The 17,267-nt window shown below is 42.3% G+C and carries 15 protein-coding genes; 14 read left to right on the top strand and 1 reads right to left on the bottom strand.

The window, feature by feature from the left end:
* The first annotated feature begins 43 nt into the window (after window positions 1-43).
* The 4 genes from AMD01_RS17095 to AMD01_RS17080 all read left to right on the top strand — a co-directional run bounded on the left by AMD01_RS17095 (window position 44) and on the right by AMD01_RS17080 (window position 4,696).
* Complete coding sequence (locus tag AMD01_RS17095) at window positions 44-1,573, top strand: ABC transporter ATP-binding protein (protein WP_053402661.1); 1,530 nt, start codon at window positions 44-46, stop codon at window positions 1,571-1,573.
* Window positions 1,570-2,631 (top strand): ABC transporter permease, encoded by a 1,062-nt coding sequence (locus AMD01_RS17090; RefSeq protein ID WP_053402660.1) that lies wholly within the window; start codon window positions 1,570-1,572, stop codon window positions 2,629-2,631. Before AMD01_RS17095 ends, AMD01_RS17090 begins: the two co-directional genes overlap by 4 nt.
* Complete coding sequence (locus AMD01_RS17085) at window positions 2,628-3,587, top strand: ABC transporter permease (protein ID WP_053402659.1); 960 nt, start codon at window positions 2,628-2,630, stop codon at window positions 3,585-3,587. The genes AMD01_RS17090 and AMD01_RS17085 overlap by 4 nt, the downstream gene beginning before the upstream one ends.
* 146 nt (window positions 3,588-3,733) lie before the next feature.
* Window positions 3,734-4,696 carry a quinone oxidoreductase family protein gene (locus AMD01_RS17080; protein ID WP_053402658.1) on the top strand — a complete coding sequence of 321 codons (963 nt, stop codon included), beginning with the start codon at window positions 3,734-3,736 and terminating at the stop codon, window positions 4,694-4,696.
* Between the two features lie 47 nt (window positions 4,697-4,743).
* Here AMD01_RS17080 and AMD01_RS17075 read toward each other — a convergent pair whose 3' ends face one another.
* A complete protein-coding gene (locus tag AMD01_RS17075) occupies window positions 4,744-5,166 on the bottom strand; it encodes a pyridoxamine 5'-phosphate oxidase family protein (RefSeq protein WP_053402657.1) in 423 nt (140 codons plus the stop codon).
* Window positions 5,167-5,436: 270 nt separating this feature from the next.
* On the opposite strand from AMD01_RS17075, the gene AMD01_RS17070 reads away from it, so the two are divergent.
* The 10 genes from AMD01_RS17070 (at window position 5,437) to odhB (ending at window position 17,254) form a co-directional block, all read left to right on the top strand.
* Complete coding sequence (locus AMD01_RS17070; RefSeq protein WP_053402656.1) at window positions 5,437-5,676, top strand: hypothetical protein; 240 nt, start codon at window positions 5,437-5,439, stop codon at window positions 5,674-5,676.
* Between the two features lie 127 nt (window positions 5,677-5,803).
* Window positions 5,804-6,250: an OsmC family protein gene (locus AMD01_RS17065; RefSeq protein ID WP_053402655.1), complete on the top strand. Its 447-nt coding sequence runs from the start codon at window positions 5,804-5,806 to the stop codon at window positions 6,248-6,250.
* Between the two features lie 281 nt (window positions 6,251-6,531).
* Window positions 6,532-7,710: a branched-chain amino acid ABC transporter substrate-binding protein gene (locus AMD01_RS17060; protein WP_053402654.1), complete on the top strand. Its 1,179-nt coding sequence runs from the start codon at window positions 6,532-6,534 to the stop codon at window positions 7,708-7,710.
* A 109-nt stretch (window positions 7,711-7,819) separates the two neighbouring features.
* A complete protein-coding gene (locus AMD01_RS17055) occupies window positions 7,820-8,806 on the top strand; it encodes a branched-chain amino acid ABC transporter permease (RefSeq protein WP_053402653.1) in 987 nt (328 codons plus the stop codon).
* A 9-nt stretch (window positions 8,807-8,815) separates the two neighbouring features.
* Window positions 8,816-10,099, top strand: a complete 1,284-nt coding sequence (locus AMD01_RS17050; RefSeq protein WP_053402652.1) for a branched-chain amino acid ABC transporter permease — start codon at window positions 8,816-8,818, stop codon at window positions 10,097-10,099.
* A 10-nt stretch (window positions 10,100-10,109) separates the two neighbouring features.
* The gene (locus AMD01_RS17045; protein ID WP_053402651.1) at window positions 10,110-10,883 is read left to right on the top strand and encodes an ABC transporter ATP-binding protein; all 774 of its coding nucleotides are present in this window, start codon (window positions 10,110-10,112) and stop codon (window positions 10,881-10,883) included.
* An 11-nt stretch (window positions 10,884-10,894) separates the two neighbouring features.
* Window positions 10,895-11,602, top strand: a complete 708-nt coding sequence (locus tag AMD01_RS17040; RefSeq protein ID WP_053402650.1) for an ABC transporter ATP-binding protein — start codon at window positions 10,895-10,897, stop codon at window positions 11,600-11,602.
* A 166-nt stretch (window positions 11,603-11,768) separates the two neighbouring features.
* Window positions 11,769-12,707 (top strand): extracellular catalytic domain type 1 short-chain-length polyhydroxyalkanoate depolymerase, encoded by a 939-nt coding sequence (locus AMD01_RS17035; RefSeq protein ID WP_053402649.1) that lies wholly within the window; start codon window positions 11,769-11,771, stop codon window positions 12,705-12,707.
* A 365-nt stretch (window positions 12,708-13,072) separates the two neighbouring features.
* Window positions 13,073-15,955 carry a 2-oxoglutarate dehydrogenase E1 component gene (gene sucA / locus AMD01_RS17030; protein WP_053402648.1) on the top strand — a complete coding sequence of 961 codons (2,883 nt, stop codon included), beginning with the start codon at window positions 13,073-13,075 and terminating at the stop codon, window positions 15,953-15,955.
* Window positions 15,956-15,979: 24 nt separating this feature from the next.
* Window positions 15,980-17,254 carry a 2-oxoglutarate dehydrogenase complex dihydrolipoyllysine-residue succinyltransferase gene (gene odhB, locus AMD01_RS17025; RefSeq protein ID WP_053402647.1) on the top strand — a complete coding sequence of 425 codons (1,275 nt, stop codon included), beginning with the start codon at window positions 15,980-15,982 and terminating at the stop codon, window positions 17,252-17,254.
* Window positions 17,255-17,267 lie beyond the last annotated feature (13 nt).

Below are 17,267 nucleotides of genomic sequence, written 5' to 3'. Positions count from 1 at the left end.
TTTAGTCGGGTTATTTCATCTATTCATAGAAAGAGGGATACGAGTGGATTACATCATTGAAATGCTGAATATTCGAAAAGAATTCCCTGGCATCGTCGCAAACGATAATATTACGCTTCAAGTAAAAAAAGGAGAGGTTCATGCGCTTCTAGGCGAAAATGGTGCTGGGAAATCAACTCTTATGAACGTGCTCTTTGGTCTTTATCAACCAGAAAAAGGCCAAATTAAAGTAAAGAATCAAGAAGTAAAGATTACCGATCCGAACGTAGCAAATCGTTTAGGTATCGGGATGGTTCATCAGCATTTTATGCTCGTTCAAAATTTCACGGTCACAGAAAATATTATTCTAGGAAGCGAACCGACAAAAAATGGTCGCTTACATACGGAGCATGCGGCCCAAAAAATCGAAGAGCTTTCGCGCCAGTATGGGTTATCGGTCGATCCATACGCCAAAATTGAAGACATTTCGGTTGGCATGCAGCAGCGGGTAGAAATCCTAAAAACGCTGTATAGAGGGGCAGAGATTTTAATCTTTGACGAGCCAACGGCAGCACTTACACCACAAGAAATTGAGGAACTCACTCAAATTATGAAACGGCTCGTGCAAGAAGGGAAATCGATTATTTTAATCACCCACAAGCTAAAAGAAATTATGTCCATTTGTGACCGCTGTACCGTCATTCGAAAAGGCGTGGGAATTGGAACAGTTACTATTTCTGAAACCAACTCTGACGAACTAGCTTCTCTTATGGTCGGTCGAGAAGTTCAGTTTAAAACAAAAAAGGAAAAAGCGAGACCGGGAGAAGCTGTGCTACAAATTCACCATTTGGTTGCAGAAGACGCACGTGGTGTAAAAGCTGTTAATGACCTTGATCTCACTGTCTATGGTGGTGAAGTACTAGGAATCGCCGGAGTAGATGGAAATGGTCAAACAGAATTGATTGAGGCGATTACGGGACTTCGGAAAGTGAAGGAGGGCTCAATTCTGTTAAATGGCCGAGAGCTATCAACCCTTTCTACTCGTAAAATTACAGAACTCGGTGTTGGACACATTCCTCAAGATCGTCACAAGCATGGTCTTGTGCTTGATTATTCCATTGGTGAAAATATTGGACTACAAACCTACTATAAAAAGCCGTATGCCAAATGGGGATTGTTAAACTATAAAACGCTTTTGAAAAAGGCGAAAGAGCTCATTGTGGAATTTGATGTTCGGACACCGAGTGTGAACACACCTGCTCGCGCATTATCAGGTGGAAATCAACAAAAAGCCATTATTGCACGTGAAGTAGACCGCAGCCCTGATTTACTTATTGCCGCTCGGCCTACGAGGGGATTAGATGTAGGAGCAATTGAATTTATCCATTCGCGACTCATTCAGGAACGAGACAAAGGAAAGGCAGTATTACTTGTATCCCTTGAATTAGATGAAGTGATGAACGTAAGCGATCGAATTGCGGTTATGTATGAAGGGAAAATAGTGGACGTTGTAAACGCAGATGAGACAACGGAAAAGGAGCTTGGATTACTGATGGCTGGTGGTAAACGAGAAGGGAAGGGGGAAGTGAAATGAGAAAACTGTTAAAAAATAATCTCTTTTTAACGATTATCATTCCTCTTTTAGCCGTTGTACTCGGCTTGTTAGCAGGTGCCATTATCATGCTCATAGGTGGATATGACTCTGTACTTGGCTATACGTCTTTATTTGAAGGAATGATTGGTAGCCCTAAAGCGTTCGGCGAAACGATTCGCGCTATGACACCGCTCGTGTTAGCGGGAATTGCCGTCGCCTTTGCCTACAAAACAGGTTTATTCAATATTGGGGTGGAAGGGCAGCTTTTGGTAGGGTGGCTAGCTTCTGTGTGGGTCGGCTATGCCTTTGATCTACCAAAGGTGATTCATCTTCCGCTTGCTATTTTAGCAGCGGCGGCGGCTGGTGCACTTTGGGGATTCATCCCTGGTCTACTGAAAGCGCGATTTAAGGTACATGAAGTCATCGTTACGATTATGATGAATTACATTGCTTTGTATATGACAAGCGCTATTATTAAAGCCAACTTGTATGCAGGGAATGAAAAATCATACAACATTAAGGAAACGGCGTCTCTTGCTTCACCTTACCTGCAGTCTATAACAGATTACTCGCGTATGCATTACGGAATTGTGGTGGCCCTCTTAATGGCCGGTATGATGTGGTTCTTATTAGAGAAAACGACGAAAGGCTACGAACTCAAGGCTGTAGGTTATAATCAAAATGCTTCTCAATATGCCGGAATGAGCGTGGTGAAAAATATGGTGCTTTCGATGTCCATATCCGGTGCTTTTGCTGGTCTAGCAGGTGCGATGGAGGGGCTTGGAACGTTCCAAAATATGACGACGTTATCTGCTTTTACAGGGACAGGGTTTGATGGAATTGCGGTAGCTCTATTAGGAGCGAATCATCCACTAGGAATTGTACTCGCGGCGTTCTTGTTCGGGGGATTAAAAAGCGCAGCACCTGAAATGAACTTTGTTGCGAACGTACCCTCTGAGCTCGTTGGGATTATTATTGCTCTGATTATTTTCTTTGTGGCATCAAGTTATTTCGTTCGCTGGCTGCTTAGCCGCTTTGTGAAGGAGGACCAAGAATGAACATAGTAGAAATTTTAGCCATTATTATTCCGACTGCTCTGTATTCTGCTGCACCACTCGTCTTTACTGCCCTTGGCGGCGTATTTAGTGAACGATCAGGTGTTGTCAATATTGGATTAGAGGGGCTTATGCTTTTTGGGGCGTTTACGAGTATTACAACGACACTTCTGATGCAGGATTCCGTCGGAAGCGTGGCACCGTGGCTGTCGATTGTAATTGCTGGCATTGTGTGCGCGCTGTTTGCTATCATTCATGCCTTTGCGAGTATTACGCTAAAAGCAGATCAGGTTGTCAGCGGTGTGGCACTGAACTTTTTAGCCAGTGGTTTATCTGTTTTTATCATCAAGCAGCTGTTTGGAAAAGGACAAACCGATTTTATTACGTATCGAGTAGATAAAATCGACGTTCCAGTACTTTCTCAGATCCCTGTACTCGGTAAATGGTTTTTCTCTTCGATCCCTGTTACATCTTATCTTGCGATTATACTAGCCTTTGTCTGCTGGTACGTCTTATACAAAACGCCGTTTGGGCTTCGTCTTCGCTCGGTTGGAGAGCACCCGATGGCAGCAGATACAATGGGAATTAACGTCATCAAAATGCGGTATATTGGCGTTATTGTTTCTGGATTTTTTGCTGGAATTGGTGGAGCCGTATACGCAACGTCTATTTCAGGAAACTTCTCTGCGACGACGATTGCTGGGCAAGGATTTTTAGCGCTTGCGGCGTTGATCTTTGGGAAATGGCATCCGCTTGGAGCAATGGGTGCGGCGATCTTTTTCGGTCTCGCTCAATCACTCAGTATCACCGGGGCACAGATTCCTGTGTTACAGGATATTCCGTCCGTATACTTACGAATTGCGCCGTACGTCCTAACGATTCTAGCATTGACAGGATTTGTTGGACGAGCGGAAGGACCTAAAGCACTCGGAACATCGTATGAAAAAGGAAAGAGATAACATAAAAAGCGCAGTGTTGACGGAACTTTCTCTTATGAGTCGTTCATGTCACATTGTGCTTTTTATTTAGAAGGGATTGCTTGCATTTATACGTAAACTACTATTAAATGAAAACGATATAATTTAACGAAAAAGAGGTAGAACAGATGAAAGCACTTGTATTTAAAAAATTTGGTGGACCGGATGTATTAACATACGAGACGATCCCTGATCCTATTATAAAAGAAGACGAAGTTCTTGTGCGTATGGAAGCAATTGGCCTGAACTTTGCAGACGTGTACCGCCGCAAAGGAAATTATCATTTAGTCGGCAATCCTCCGTATATTTTAGGATACGAAGGTGCGGGAGTGGTGGAAGCTGTTGGGAATTCGGTACAAGGATTTAAAAAAGGTGATCGCATCGCGTTTGCGGATGTACCACATGCGAACGCTGAGCTTGTTGCTGTTCCGAAGGACAAAATCATTCCTATTCCTGATGGTATCTCGTTTGAAACGGCTGCATCCTTGCTTTTACAAGGATTAACCGCGCACTACTTAACAAAAGACAGCTACAAAATTCAAGAGGGTGACGTAGTTCTTGTCCACGCGGCTGCTGGCGGTGTTGGTCAGCTTCTCGTTCAAATCGTAAATCTATTAGGCGGGACGGTAATCGGGTTAACGTCTTCACCAGAAAAAGTAGCAAAAGCGAAAGAGCTAGGAGCTACATCTGTTTATTTATATGAAGAAAACTGGGTGGAAAAAGTGAAGGAAGCTTATCCAAACGGCGTTGATGTAGCCTATGATTCTGTCGGGGCGACGTTAATGGATAGCTTTTCATCGGTGCGAACAGGCGGAACGGTCGTCTTTTACGGAATGGCAGGTGGAGATCCAGCTCCTGTTGATCCACGCATGCTGATGGATACGTCGAAAACATTGACAGGTGGAGATCTGTGGAACATTTTAACGTCACATGAGGAGCGCGTTATACGATCATCCGAATTGTTTACATGGGTATTAGAGGAGAAGCTGCGTTTGCCAGCTCCTACAGTCTTTGCACTACGAGATGGACAGAAGGCTCACGAGTATTTAGAAAGTCGAAAGAGCACAGGGAAGATTTTATTGCTTCCTTAAGCGGTGTCCTTGCATAAAAAAAGAAGCGCATCGAAGCGCTTCTTTTTTTATAATTCTAATGTTTGTGGATCTTCTTTTTTGCTGTTCATAAGGCGAATAGAAGAAGGTTTAATTTTTAGGACCACATAGTGTGGATCGTTTGGTCCGTCAAACCATTCGTCAAAGTTATCTTGCCAAAGCTTTTTCTTTAAGTCTTCAGATTCCTCGACAGATGCCGTACCTTCTACCTCAACGTATAAATCCCCGTATCCTTCGCCGTTGTAGCCAAGTAAGATATGAACGTTTGGATTTTTTTCAATTTCGTCTGTTTTATGTGTTTGATCGCTTGTTGGTGTGTACAAAGTAAAGTCATCATTGAAAAACGTCATATAGCGCGTATGCGGCTTATCGTTTACCACCGTTGCTAATGTCCCAATTTTGTTTTCTTCCATCACTTGCTCAATTTTTGTCTTTAACTCTTGTTGGTTCATCTGTATCAGCTCCTAATATGTAATGTTAGTATGTGTATTCCTCAATTGAATGAGCGTTAAACCTCTCTTTTACAGTATGTCTTATAATGAAAAGAACATGTGCTTGGACGGATCGGTCTTTACTACTTCAGGTGAAGCATTCATTTCTACTTTCCGAAAGGTACGGGATCTCGTGAAAAAAGAACGCCCTTATGGTGGAAAAGGCTTTGCAAGAAGACTAAAAAGAAGTAAGGTAGAAAAAGGAATACAAAATAGAAATGAGGTCTCACGGTGAATCTAACTGAAATGGAACACCAGCTGACAAAAGGAACAAAACGAAGAGCGCATGTGATCGGACTCGTCCTCGCCCTTCATTTCGTTTTAACGGGATTTTGGATTTTTCAAAATGAGTGGTTTTTCGCTTGTATAAACGGTACGTGCATGTTAGTAACGATCCCGGTCATTTTGCGCCATTTAGCGATGGAGAAAAAACGTATGAAGCAAATGGAGCGACGAAAAGAATTTTTATAATCACTATTCTCAACAATTAATTCCCTCTTTGTTTAAAAGCGAAGAGGGTTTTTTAGGCACCTTATTTTACTATTTGTGCGTTACAGATTAGAATAATGACGAGCAACCTTGTAAAGGAGAATAAAACATGGCAGAGCATCACTTTCATTTAAAAGCAGATTGGCCGGGTGGTCGAAACGATGTTGGTACACTAACGGCTGACCGTCTTCATACAAAGATATCAATTCCTCCCGAAATGAACGGACCTGGGGTAGGAACAAATCCAGATGAAATGCTCCTAGGAGCAGCAGCAACGTGCTATATCATCACCCTTGCTGCAATGTTAGAAAGAAAAGGGATTACTCCTCTTTCACTATCATTGGATTCAGAAGGCGTTGTCGACGTCACAAACGGTGTATTTACCTATAAGAAAATTATTCATCGACCTCTTCTAGAACTAGATCGAACGCTAACGGATCAGCAGCTTGACACGGTTGAAATTTTAGTCGAGCAGGCGGAAAAATCTTGCATGATTTCCCGTGCAATTCAGGGCAATGTAGAGCTAGAACTAGATCCAATCATTAACGTGAAGTAACAAACAGCCAAACCCACAAGTGGGTTTGGCTGTTTTCCTTTGAGGAAATGAATCTTTCGGATGCTAAAATTTTCGGTTTGTTAAATAATATCAGAAAATTTTAAATTTTCTAAAAACTATGTCAGAACCTCTGACATAGTAGATGCATAGTGTCAGGACATCTCTTATAATTAGAAAAAAATTACTATAAAACAAAAAAATGTATGCTAGAGGTGGTGGTGTCCGCTATATACATAAGGTAGTAAGTCCTAACAAAGCATCTAAATATGAGGGGGATTTTAATGCTTACGAAGAAGATTATGTCGGTGGCGCTTATGTCTACACTTGCAATGGGTATTATGGCAGGGTGTTCTGGAGCAAAGGATTCATCTGGAGGAGAAAGCAACGGAAAAGTAATTAAAATTGCAACTCAGTCACCGCTGTCAGGTGGAAGCGCAACGCTTGGAGACGCAATTAAGCTTGGAGCTCAGCTTGCACTTGAGGAAGAAAAATCGGCGTTTGACAAATTAGGATACAAGCTCCAGCTTGCACCTTATGATGACCAGGGCGATTCGAAAAAAGGCGTTGCCAACGCTCAGCTTATCGGATCAGATAAATCCATTTACGGCGTAGTGGGCCACTTGAACTCTGGTGTTACAATTCCATCATCAGAGACATACGAAAAATACAATATCCCAATGATTTCACCAGCGAGTACCGCAACGGACGTAACGGATCGTAAATTGAAATCCGTTAACCGAATCGTCGCTCGAGACGATTTCCAAGGACCAGCAGGAGCGAAATATGCGGTAGAAGAGCTAAAGGCGAAAAATATTTTCATTGTTCAAGATAAAACGGCTTACGGTCAAGGATTAGCGGATGCGTTTAAAGGCGCGGCTGAAGAGCTAGGCGCAAAGATTCAAGGATATGAAGGAATTACGGTTGGGGAAAAAGATTTTAACGGTGTGCTGAACCAAATTTCAGCTGCGAAACCGGATCTTGTCTACTTTGGTGGACTTTATGCAGAAGGTGGACTACTTATTAAGCAGGCGCGTGATAAGGGAATTAAAGCGAAATTTATGGGTGGAGACGGACTAGATTCTTCTACACTAGTCGATATCGCAGGGGAAGCTGTAAAAGATACGTATTTAACGTCTGTTGCAGGAGATGCAAGCAGCACAAAGTTTGCGAAAGATTACAAAGCGAAATTTAATAAAAACGTTGAGTCATATTCAATCTATGGCTATGATTCCATGAAAGTAATGCTACAAGGAATTAAAAATGCGATTGAAGACAACAATGGAAAACTTCCTGATCGTGCGAAAGTACGCGATGCAGTAAGAGCCATCACAGATTACAAAGGAGAATTAACACAGGTAGGCTTTGATGACAAAGGCGATAATAAGTTTGCGAAGATCTTCATCTATAAATTTGATGAAGCGAAGTATCCGGCAAAACAAGAAGGCGAAATTACGCAGTAATAGTTGAACACAAAAGCACCCGATGGCTGTTGAAACGGTCAAAAAACCGTGTCGATTCTGACATCGGGTGTTTTTTTACACCAAATTATACGTAAAGGAAGGGAACGGTATGCTGGATCAAATTCTTCAAACATTGCCTCAAGTGTTAATTGATGGTCTTACTCTCGGAGCTGTATATGCGGTCATTGCACTCGGATATACGATGGTATACGGAATTTTAGAGCTCATCAATTTTGCTCACGGTGAAATCTTTATGACAGGGGCGTTCATTGGAACCGCTATTTTAATGACATTCTCTGGTCTTGGCTGGCTCAGTGCGTTGCCAGCTGTTATTGCACTCATTATTGTTCTTGTTTTAACGAGCTTAGCAACAGGCGTTTTAGGAATGGGCATTGAGCGTGTCGCTTACCGTCCGTTACGGAAGGCGTCGAAGCTCATCGTTCTCATTACAGCGATTGGCGTTTCTTTTTTGCTACAAGATCTTGTGCGTTTTATCTCAGAATTAAAGAATGGAAACTATATTGTGAATACACCAGCGCTATTTTCTGGGCAAATCAACGTGAAAGCCTCGACGCTTATGTCTTCATTTAATGACGCAACGTTTAAAGTAACGTTTATCGTTGTACTAATAGTAGCTGTTGTCATGATGATTGGATTAGAGTTTTTCGTTAATAAATCAAAATGGGGCATGGCAATGCGTGCAGTTGCCCAAGATCCTGATACAGCTTCATTAATGTCAATTAACGTGAACAAAGTCATCTCACTTACATTCTTTATCGGTTCTGCTCTAGGAGGAGCTACAGGTGTTTTATTTGCTCTTCACTATGGAACCATTGATCCTTATATTGGCTTCATTTTAGGACTTAAGGCCTTTACAGCTGCAGTATTAGGCGGGATTGGTAATATTCGCGGGGCGATGTTTGGCGGCTTGCTACTCGGCGTACTAGAAATGTTTGCGGCAGCAAACTTATCGATTATGACAGGAAACGTATTTGGAGCAGAGTACAAGGACGTGTTTGCCTTTGCAATTTTAATTCTTGTGCTTATTTTTAAACCAGAAGGGTTGCTTGGAAAAGCAGTCGTAGAGAAAGTGTAGGTGAGGAAGATGAAAAAGCTGCTAGATGCATTAAAGGTAAACAAACGTGCACAAATCATTTTGTTAGTATGTTACATCGCCATTACGAGTCTGAGCCTCTTTTTTGCTCAAAAGTCCGTCATCGCATTCCTCTTGTTGCTATTTTCACTGCTGTTGCTTTACTATACGTCATTTCAAAATCGAACGAAATGGCTGATCGCAGGACTGATATTGGTTGTGTTGCTTCCCTTGTCAGCTAGTCAAGGAGATGCCTATCAATCTTACATGGAGGTCGCAACGCTCGTTGGAATTTATGTGGCAATGGCACTTGGGCTTAACATTGTAGTCGGTCTTGCTGGTCTGCTTGATCTTGGATTTGTCGCCTTTTTTGCAGTAGGAGCATACACGTATGGGATTTTTGCCACTGCACAGGCTGCTAATTTTATGCCTTTTGGTTCATATCCACTATCAGGTGAAAGCTTTTGGGTGTTCATTTTACTCGGATGTTTTGTCGCAGCGCTATTTGGTATCCTGCTCGGTATACCGGTTCTGCGCGTAAAAGGGGATTATTTAGCAATCGTAACATTAGGGTTTGGAGAAATTATCCGGATCATTTTCAATAATTTAGACAAGCCCATCAACATTACGAACGGTGCAATGGGACTTTCATCGATTACACCACCAGAAATTTTTGGAATCAAGCTTATTTATCCAAATCAATTTTATTTTGTCACGCTGGTTATTCTACTATTTGTCATTTTTACGGTAAGGCGCTTGGAGCATTCCAAGATTGGACGCTCATGGAAAGCGGTAAGAGAGAACGAAATTGCTGCACAAGCAATGGGGATTCCACTTGTTCGCACAAAGCTGTTAGCCTTTGCTATCGGTGCTTCCTTTTCAGGAATGATGGGAGTCGTATTTGCGGCGAAGCAAACGTTCGTTGACCCGACAAGTTTTACTCTGTTAGAGTCGATTACCATTTTGGTGATGGTTATTTTAGGTGGGATGGGCAGTGTTCCAGGCGTTATTTTAGGAGCCGCATGCGTTACTATTTTGAACTTACAGGTATTGACAGAGCTTACAGATTGGTTCAACCAGCTCAGTCTAAATGGAGTCATCACAATCCCAGACGCGCTTTCGCCAGCTAAAATGCAACGATTTATTTTCGGCGCATTGCTCATTATTTTTGCGCTTTACCGACCGCAGGGATTAATACCGAGTAAAAGCGTAACATTCGACCTTAAAGATCTCAAAGAAGAAGATGATGAGACGATCGCAGTACCTGCCAATAAGACGGAAAAACTGAACGCTTAGGGAGGATCTTATGAGTACGCTACAAGTGAAAAATTTAACGAAGACTTTTGGGGGGTTAACCGCAAACTCAGACATTACGATGGACGTAGCGCCAAATTCGATTACGGCCGTCATTGGACCTAACGGAGCGGGGAAAACGACCTTTTTTAATATGATTACAGGCGTGTATCAGCCAACATCAGGAGATATCATTTTAAATGATAAATCCATTGCGAGGTTAAAGCCTCATGAAGTATCGAAGCGTGGCATTGCCCGTACGTTTCAAAATATCCGATTGTTCGGAGATGTAACCGTTCTTGAAAACGTCATGGTTGGTATGCACAATCACTTGAAAGTAGGGCTAGTAGGAACACTGCTTGGACTTCCAAACGTTCGCAGACAGGAAAAAGAAGCGAAAAAGGAAGCGTATCGTCTGCTCGAATACGTTGGGTTAGAAGCCTTCTACAATGAACTTGCAAGCAATCTTTCCTACGGAGCACAGAGACGTTTGGAAATTGCACGGGCATTGGCAACCAAGCCTTCTCTTCTTTTATTAGATGAGCCGGCAGCAGGGATGAATCCAAGAGAAACGAGAGAACTGACGGCTCTCATTAATCGAATCCGGCACGAGCTTGATGTGACGATTGTATTAATTGAACATGACATGAAGCTTGTGATGGAAATTTCCGATCATATTGTTGTACTTGATCATGGAGAGAAAATTGCTGAAGGCAAAGCTGACGATATTAGAAATCACCCAAAAGTCATTGAAGCTTACCTTGGTAAGGGAGCCGCTACATTGTAGGAGGGAAATTCATGAGTTTACTAGAATTAAAAAACATTGAAACGTATTATGGAAAAATTCAAGCGCTAAAAAATATTAGTTTGACGGTCAATCGTGGAGAAATTGTCACGTTAATTGGTAGTAACGGAGCAGGAAAATCGACAACGCTCAAATCGGTGAGCGGCCAGGTCAAGCTAGGTGCAGGATCCATTCTTTTTAACGGAAAAGACATTACAAAGCTCCCTGCGCATGATACAACGCTCCTAGGAATTGCACACGTCCCCGAAGGAAGACGCATCTTTCCACGTATGACAGTGAAAGAAAACTTGATGGTCGGTGCATTTGGGGTGAAAAATAAAAAGCAGGTTCAAGAACAGCTTGAGCGAGTATTTTCCTATTTTCCTAAACTGAAAGAACGTCTCGATCAAAAGGGCGGAACGATGAGTGGAGGTGAGCAGCAAATGCTTGCCATCGGTAGAGCGCTTATGATGAAGCCGGACCTTCTCATGCTTGATGAGCCGTCGATGGGACTTGCGCCGATCATCGTTGAACAAATCTTTGAGATTATTAAAGAGTTGAATAACGAAGGAATGACGATCTTGCTAGTGGAGCAAAATGCGTATCAGGCGCTACAAATTGCTCATCGTGGATACGTGATTCAAACAGGAGAAATAATCTTGCAAGGACCAGGTGAGGAACTTCTTCACAACAATCAAATACGTGAAGCATATCTTGCTTAGAAAAAAGGCACAGAGAATTCGTTCTTTGTGCTTTTTTTCATGAAATAGACATAGCGAAGGAACTTTTACAATAAATAATAAAAATGAAAGCGTTTTACTATTTGTGGAACCATTCAAGAAACGATACGATACATATAAAGAAAACAAAGCTTTAAGATAGGGAGGGATGTTTATTGTGAACTTATCTGGAACGTTTGAAAAAGGTTATATGAGCGGTCGGTCCTATTTTTTATATGAGCCAAGTCATCTTGAGGAAGGTAAGACTTATCCCCTTGTAGTAATGCTACACGGATGTAACCAAAGCGCAGAAGAATTTGCAAGAGCGACAAAAATGAATGAAGTGGCTGAAGAGGAAGCGTTTTTTGTTCTGTATCCAGAGCAATCACAGTGGGCGAATCCGCGAAAATGCTGGAACTGGTTCGAAACCTACCATCAAAAACGCAAGCGCGGGGAGCCTATGATGATTGCCAATATGGTGAGGGGAGTAGAACGACTATATCCTGTTGATTCCTCTCGCATATACGTCGCAGGGCTTTCTGCAGGAGGCGCAATGAGTGTCATTATGGGAGCAACCTATCCAGATTTGTTTGCCGCTGTTGGGGTCAGTGCAGGTCTAGAGTACGGAGCGGCGACAAATATTTTAGAATCCGTTCAGGCAATGGAACGCGGAGGACCCTCTGCAAAAGTACAAGGAGTAAAGGCATATGAGGCAATGAAGGAATATGCTCGTCCGGTCCCGTTAATGGTTTTTCATGGAGACGAAGACAAGCGTGTTCATGTCGTAAACAGTGATCAAATTATTATTCAGTGGTGCCGGATGAACAATTTAGCTGCTCTTCACGAGAACGAAGGGTGGATTGACGACGAAACCGACTATATTTCGACGCACACTTCGTTAAGAGGGCGTTCATATACCCGCTACGTCTATAAAAACAAAAATGACGTCTCTTGGCTTGAAAAAGTCATTGTGCATAAAATGGGTCATTGCTGGGCTGGAGGAAGTGGAAGTGAAAAATACACCGATTCAAGCGGTCCGAATGCGAGTAAAATGCTGTGGAATTTTTTAAAACAGTGGAAAATACCCTCAAACAGTGTAAACGAATAAAACGCTGTTTGAGGGTATTTTTTGTCCAAACGTTTACTAGTTTGTATGTTTAGTTTACATATACCGACGTAATCATTATTATACTAGGAAAAATCCTTACAAAAGGACGCTTTTTTTTGATGAAAAATATATCCGAGTTTCTACATATAATAATATGGTCGCTTATGAAAGGGTTTACCACAAGGAAAAGAAATCTTTTAAAAAAATTTTCATTATTTTTATAAAAATATGATTTTATGTTTTGAGGATTTTGTCAAACAGTGTTAAAATAGGGACGTAGGAAACAGTAGTGACGATCAATAACATCGCTCACTGCTCATTATTCTCACAATCCGAAACGATTAGGGAAAGTTGGGGGTATTCTCATGTATAAGCAGACAACAAAGGGAGACGAACCGTGGCAAAAGTTTTTAGGACCAAATCTTGGTTACGTCATGGATATGTACGAACATTATGTAAACGACCCTGAATCCGTGGATCCAGAGTTAAAAGAATTATTTGAACAATATGGACCACCTACGGCATCTGAAACAGCCGAACAATTTGATCGAAAGACTTCCCATGAAAACGCAAATGAAAGCGTTAACCAGGAAGGACTTTCCAACGTGTATAAGGTAGCTGCTGCTGTGAAGCTAGCAGAAAATATTCGAACATATGGTCATCTGTATGCAGATATTTATCCACTTCACAACAATCCAGCAGAAAAGGATTTATTACAGCTTGATACATATGATCTGACGGAAGCTGATTTAAAAGCAATTCCGGTCAACCTGCTATGTAAAAATGCACCCGAACTTGTTCAAACTGGATGGGATGCAATTCAATACTTGAAAGCGCTCTATACAAAAGCGATTACGTTTGAATTTCAACACGTACACGAACAAGAAGAAAATGCATGGTTAACAGAAATGGTGGAGTCGGGATCTATTTTCCGCACCATGTCTACAGAGAAAAAATCTGCTGTACTAGAACGTTTAACAGAAGTGGAAGAGTTTGAAAAATTCCTTCATAAAACGTTCGTAGGACAAAAACGATTCTCAGTAGAAGGACTAGATGTATTAATTCCGGTACTGGATGAGATCGTGGCAGAGTCCGTGCAAGTTGGAGCAAAAAATATCAATATCGGTATGGCTCATCGTGGACGACTAAATGTGTTAGCGCACGTTCTTGGAAAGCCATATGAAGCAATTTTTGCTGAATTCCAGCATGCACCAAACAAAGAGCTTGTTCCTTCTGAAGGATCAACAGGCATCAACTATGGTTGGAGCGGAGACGTTAAGTACCATTTAGGTGCGGATCGTCAAATTAAGCATGACCGCATCGGCCGCGCTCGCTTAACGCTTGCAAATAATCCAAGTCACTTAGAGTTTGTTAACCCTGTAGTGGAAGGTTTTACAAGAGCAGCGCAAGAGGAGCGTACAAGATCAGGATTCCCAACGCAAGACGTGGAAGAGTCCTATGCTATTTTAATTCACGGTGATGCAGCCTTTCCAGGTGAGGGAATTGTTGCAGAAACGTTAAATATGAGTCGCCTACGCGGCTATCAAACGGGTGGAACGATCCACATTATTGCAAATAATATGATCGGATTCACGACTGAGAGCTATGATTCTCGTTCAACAAAATATGCAAGTGATCTAGCAAAAGGCTATGAGATTCCAATTGTTCACGTCAATGCGGATAATCCGGAAGCTTGTCTTGCAGCTGCATACTTTGCCTATGAATATCGTAAACGCTTCAACAAAGATTTCTTAATTGATTTGATTGGGTATCGTCGTTTCGGACATAACGAAATGGATGAGCCTTCTACAACACAGCCGAAGCTTTATGAAATCGTTCGCAAGCATCCAACAGTGCGTGAGATCTATGCAACGAAACTTCAAGAGCAACAATCTCTTTCATCTGAAAAAGTAGAAGAAATCAATCAGCGTGTCCAAAATAAATTACAAAAGGCTTATGAAAAAGTTCCAAACAAAACCGTTCATTCTGGCGTATTGCTTCCAGTGGTGAAAGAGCAGGCTTTACCTGAGCTTCCAACAGCTGTTGATGCAGATACACTTCAAGAGCTTGGTGAGCATTTTGTACAGTGGCCTGAAAACTTTAAAGTATTCCCGAAACTAGCTCGTATTTTAGAGCGACGTTCTAAAGCTTTAAAAGAAGATGGGAAAATCGACTGGTCTCTTGGAGAAGCGCTCGCATTTGCGACGATTTTACAAGACGGAACACCAATCCGTATTACAGGTCAGGATTCAGAGCGTGGAACGTTCGCACAGCGTAACATCATGCTTCATGATATCAATACGAACGAGACGTATTCACCGCTTCACAAGATACCTGAAGTAAATGCAACGTTTGCCGTTCACAACAGTCCGTTATCAGAAGGATCTGTCATCGGTTTCGAATATGGCTACAACGTGTTTGCACCAGAAACTCTTGTGTTATGGGAAGCGCAGTTCGGTGATTTTGCTAATGCGGGTCAAGTACTATTTGATCAGTTCATTTCGGCAGGAGAAGCGAAATGGGGACAAAAATCAGGAATGGTTCTTTTACTGCCACATGCCTATGAAGGCCAGGGACCTGAGCATTCAAGTGGTCGCCTAGAGCGCTACTTGCAATCGGCTGCTGAAAATAACTGGACAGTTGCAAACGTAACAACAGCGGCACAGTACTTCCATCTTTTACGCCGTCAAGCAGCGGTGTTAAATACGAAGGATGCGCGTCCGTTAGTCGTTATGACGCCGAAGAGCCTGTTGCGTAATCCAAACTCTGTATCAGATCTTGGAGAATTAACAGCTGGTTCATTCCAAGCGATTCTTGAAGAGCCGCTTTTAGGCAAGAACTCTGCTAAAGTTGAGCGCGTTGTACTTGGAAGCGGAAAAATCACGGTTGATTTAAAAGAAGCCGTGCAAGATCAAGCGGAAGAGTTAGATTGGGTACACATTTTACGTGTAGAAGAAATCTATCCATTCCCAACGGAGCAAATTAAAAAGGTGTTAAGCCGCTTTGATTCTTTAAAAGAAATTGTGTGGGTTCAAGAAGAGCCAGCTAACATGGGATCTTGGTCATTTGCAGAACCGAGAATTCATGAGCTAGCACCTGAAGGAGTTAAAGTAAGTTACGTGGGACGTGAACGTCGTTCAAGTACGGCTGAAGGGGACCCAACTGTTCATAAAAAAGAACAGCAACGTATTATCGACAACGTGTTAACAAGACAAGAAATCACGATTGAAAACGCAGTTACTCGCTAGGTAGACAGAAAGGGGAAAATTAAAATGCCAGAAATGAAAGTTCCAGAATTAGCCGAATCCATCTCAGAAGGTACAGTTGCACAGTGGTTAAAGCAAGTAGGGGAGCAAGTTGAAAAGGGAGAATACATCGTTGAACTTGAAACAGACAAAGTAAACGTTGAGTTAATGGCCGAGGAATCTGGCGTATTAACACAGGTTCTAAAAGAAGCGGGCGATATCGTGAAAGTAGGAGAAACAATTGCGATGATCGATGCAAGCGGAGAAGCAGCAGCAACGGTTGAAGCAACTCCTGTTCAAGAAGCGCCAGCAACAGAAGCGAAGCCTGAAGTGAAAAATGAACAGGCTGTGCCAGAGCAAGCAAAAGGTCCAGCAAAAGAAGAAGCGAAGCAATGGACAGTAGCTTCTCCAGCTGCTCGTAAATTAGCGAGAGAGCGCGGAATTGACTTAAGTCAAGTGCCAACAGCTGATCCGATCGGCCGTGTGCGTAAGCAGGACGTTGAAACATATCAAACACCTGCACCGAAGCCAGCAACTTCCAACTCTTCAGCTGTACCAGCGGTTGAACCAGCGAAAAAGACGGATGCAGAGGATGCAGCGAAGCCAGTTGAGCGTGTTCGCATGTCTCGTCGTCGTCAAACAATCGCAAAACGTTTAGTAGAAGTACAACAAACAGCAGCAATGCTAACAACGTTTAACGAAGTGGATATGACAGCGGTAATGGACATTCGTAAGCGTCGCAAAGATAAATTCTTTGAGCAACACGATGTTCGTTTAGGATTCATGTCATTCTTCACAAAAGCAGTCGTAGCAGCATTAAAACAATTCCCGCTGTTAAATGCTGAAATTCAAGGTGATGAGCTCCTACTCAAGAAATATTATGATATCGGTGTTGCAGTTGCAGCTGAAGAAGGCTTAGTAGTACCAGTTGTACGCGATGCAGATCGTCTATCATTTGCAGGCATTGAAAGCAGTATTGGCGACCTAGCGGTAAAAGCTCGTAACAATAAATTAAGTCTTAAAGACTTACAAGGTGGAACATTCACAATCACAAACGGTGGAGTATTCGGTTCTTTACTATCGACTCCGATCTTAAATGCTCCTCAAGTTGGGATTTTAGGAATGCATAAAATCCAACTTCGCCCAGTAGCAATTGACAAAGATCATTCTGAAAACCGTCCGATGATGTATATCGCCCTTTCATATGATCATCGTATCGTTGACGGAAAAGAAGCCGTAAGCTTCCTAGCAATGGTGAAGGATTTACTTGAAGATCCAGAAACATTACTATTAGAAGGCTGATTGTAATAAAAAA

This window comes from Priestia koreensis, assembly GCF_001274935.1.
GTDB classification, from domain to species: domain Bacteria; phylum Bacillota; class Bacilli; order Bacillales; family Bacillaceae_H; genus Bacillus_AG; species Bacillus_AG koreensis.
This window is presented reverse-complemented; position numbering and strand designations above follow the sequence as displayed.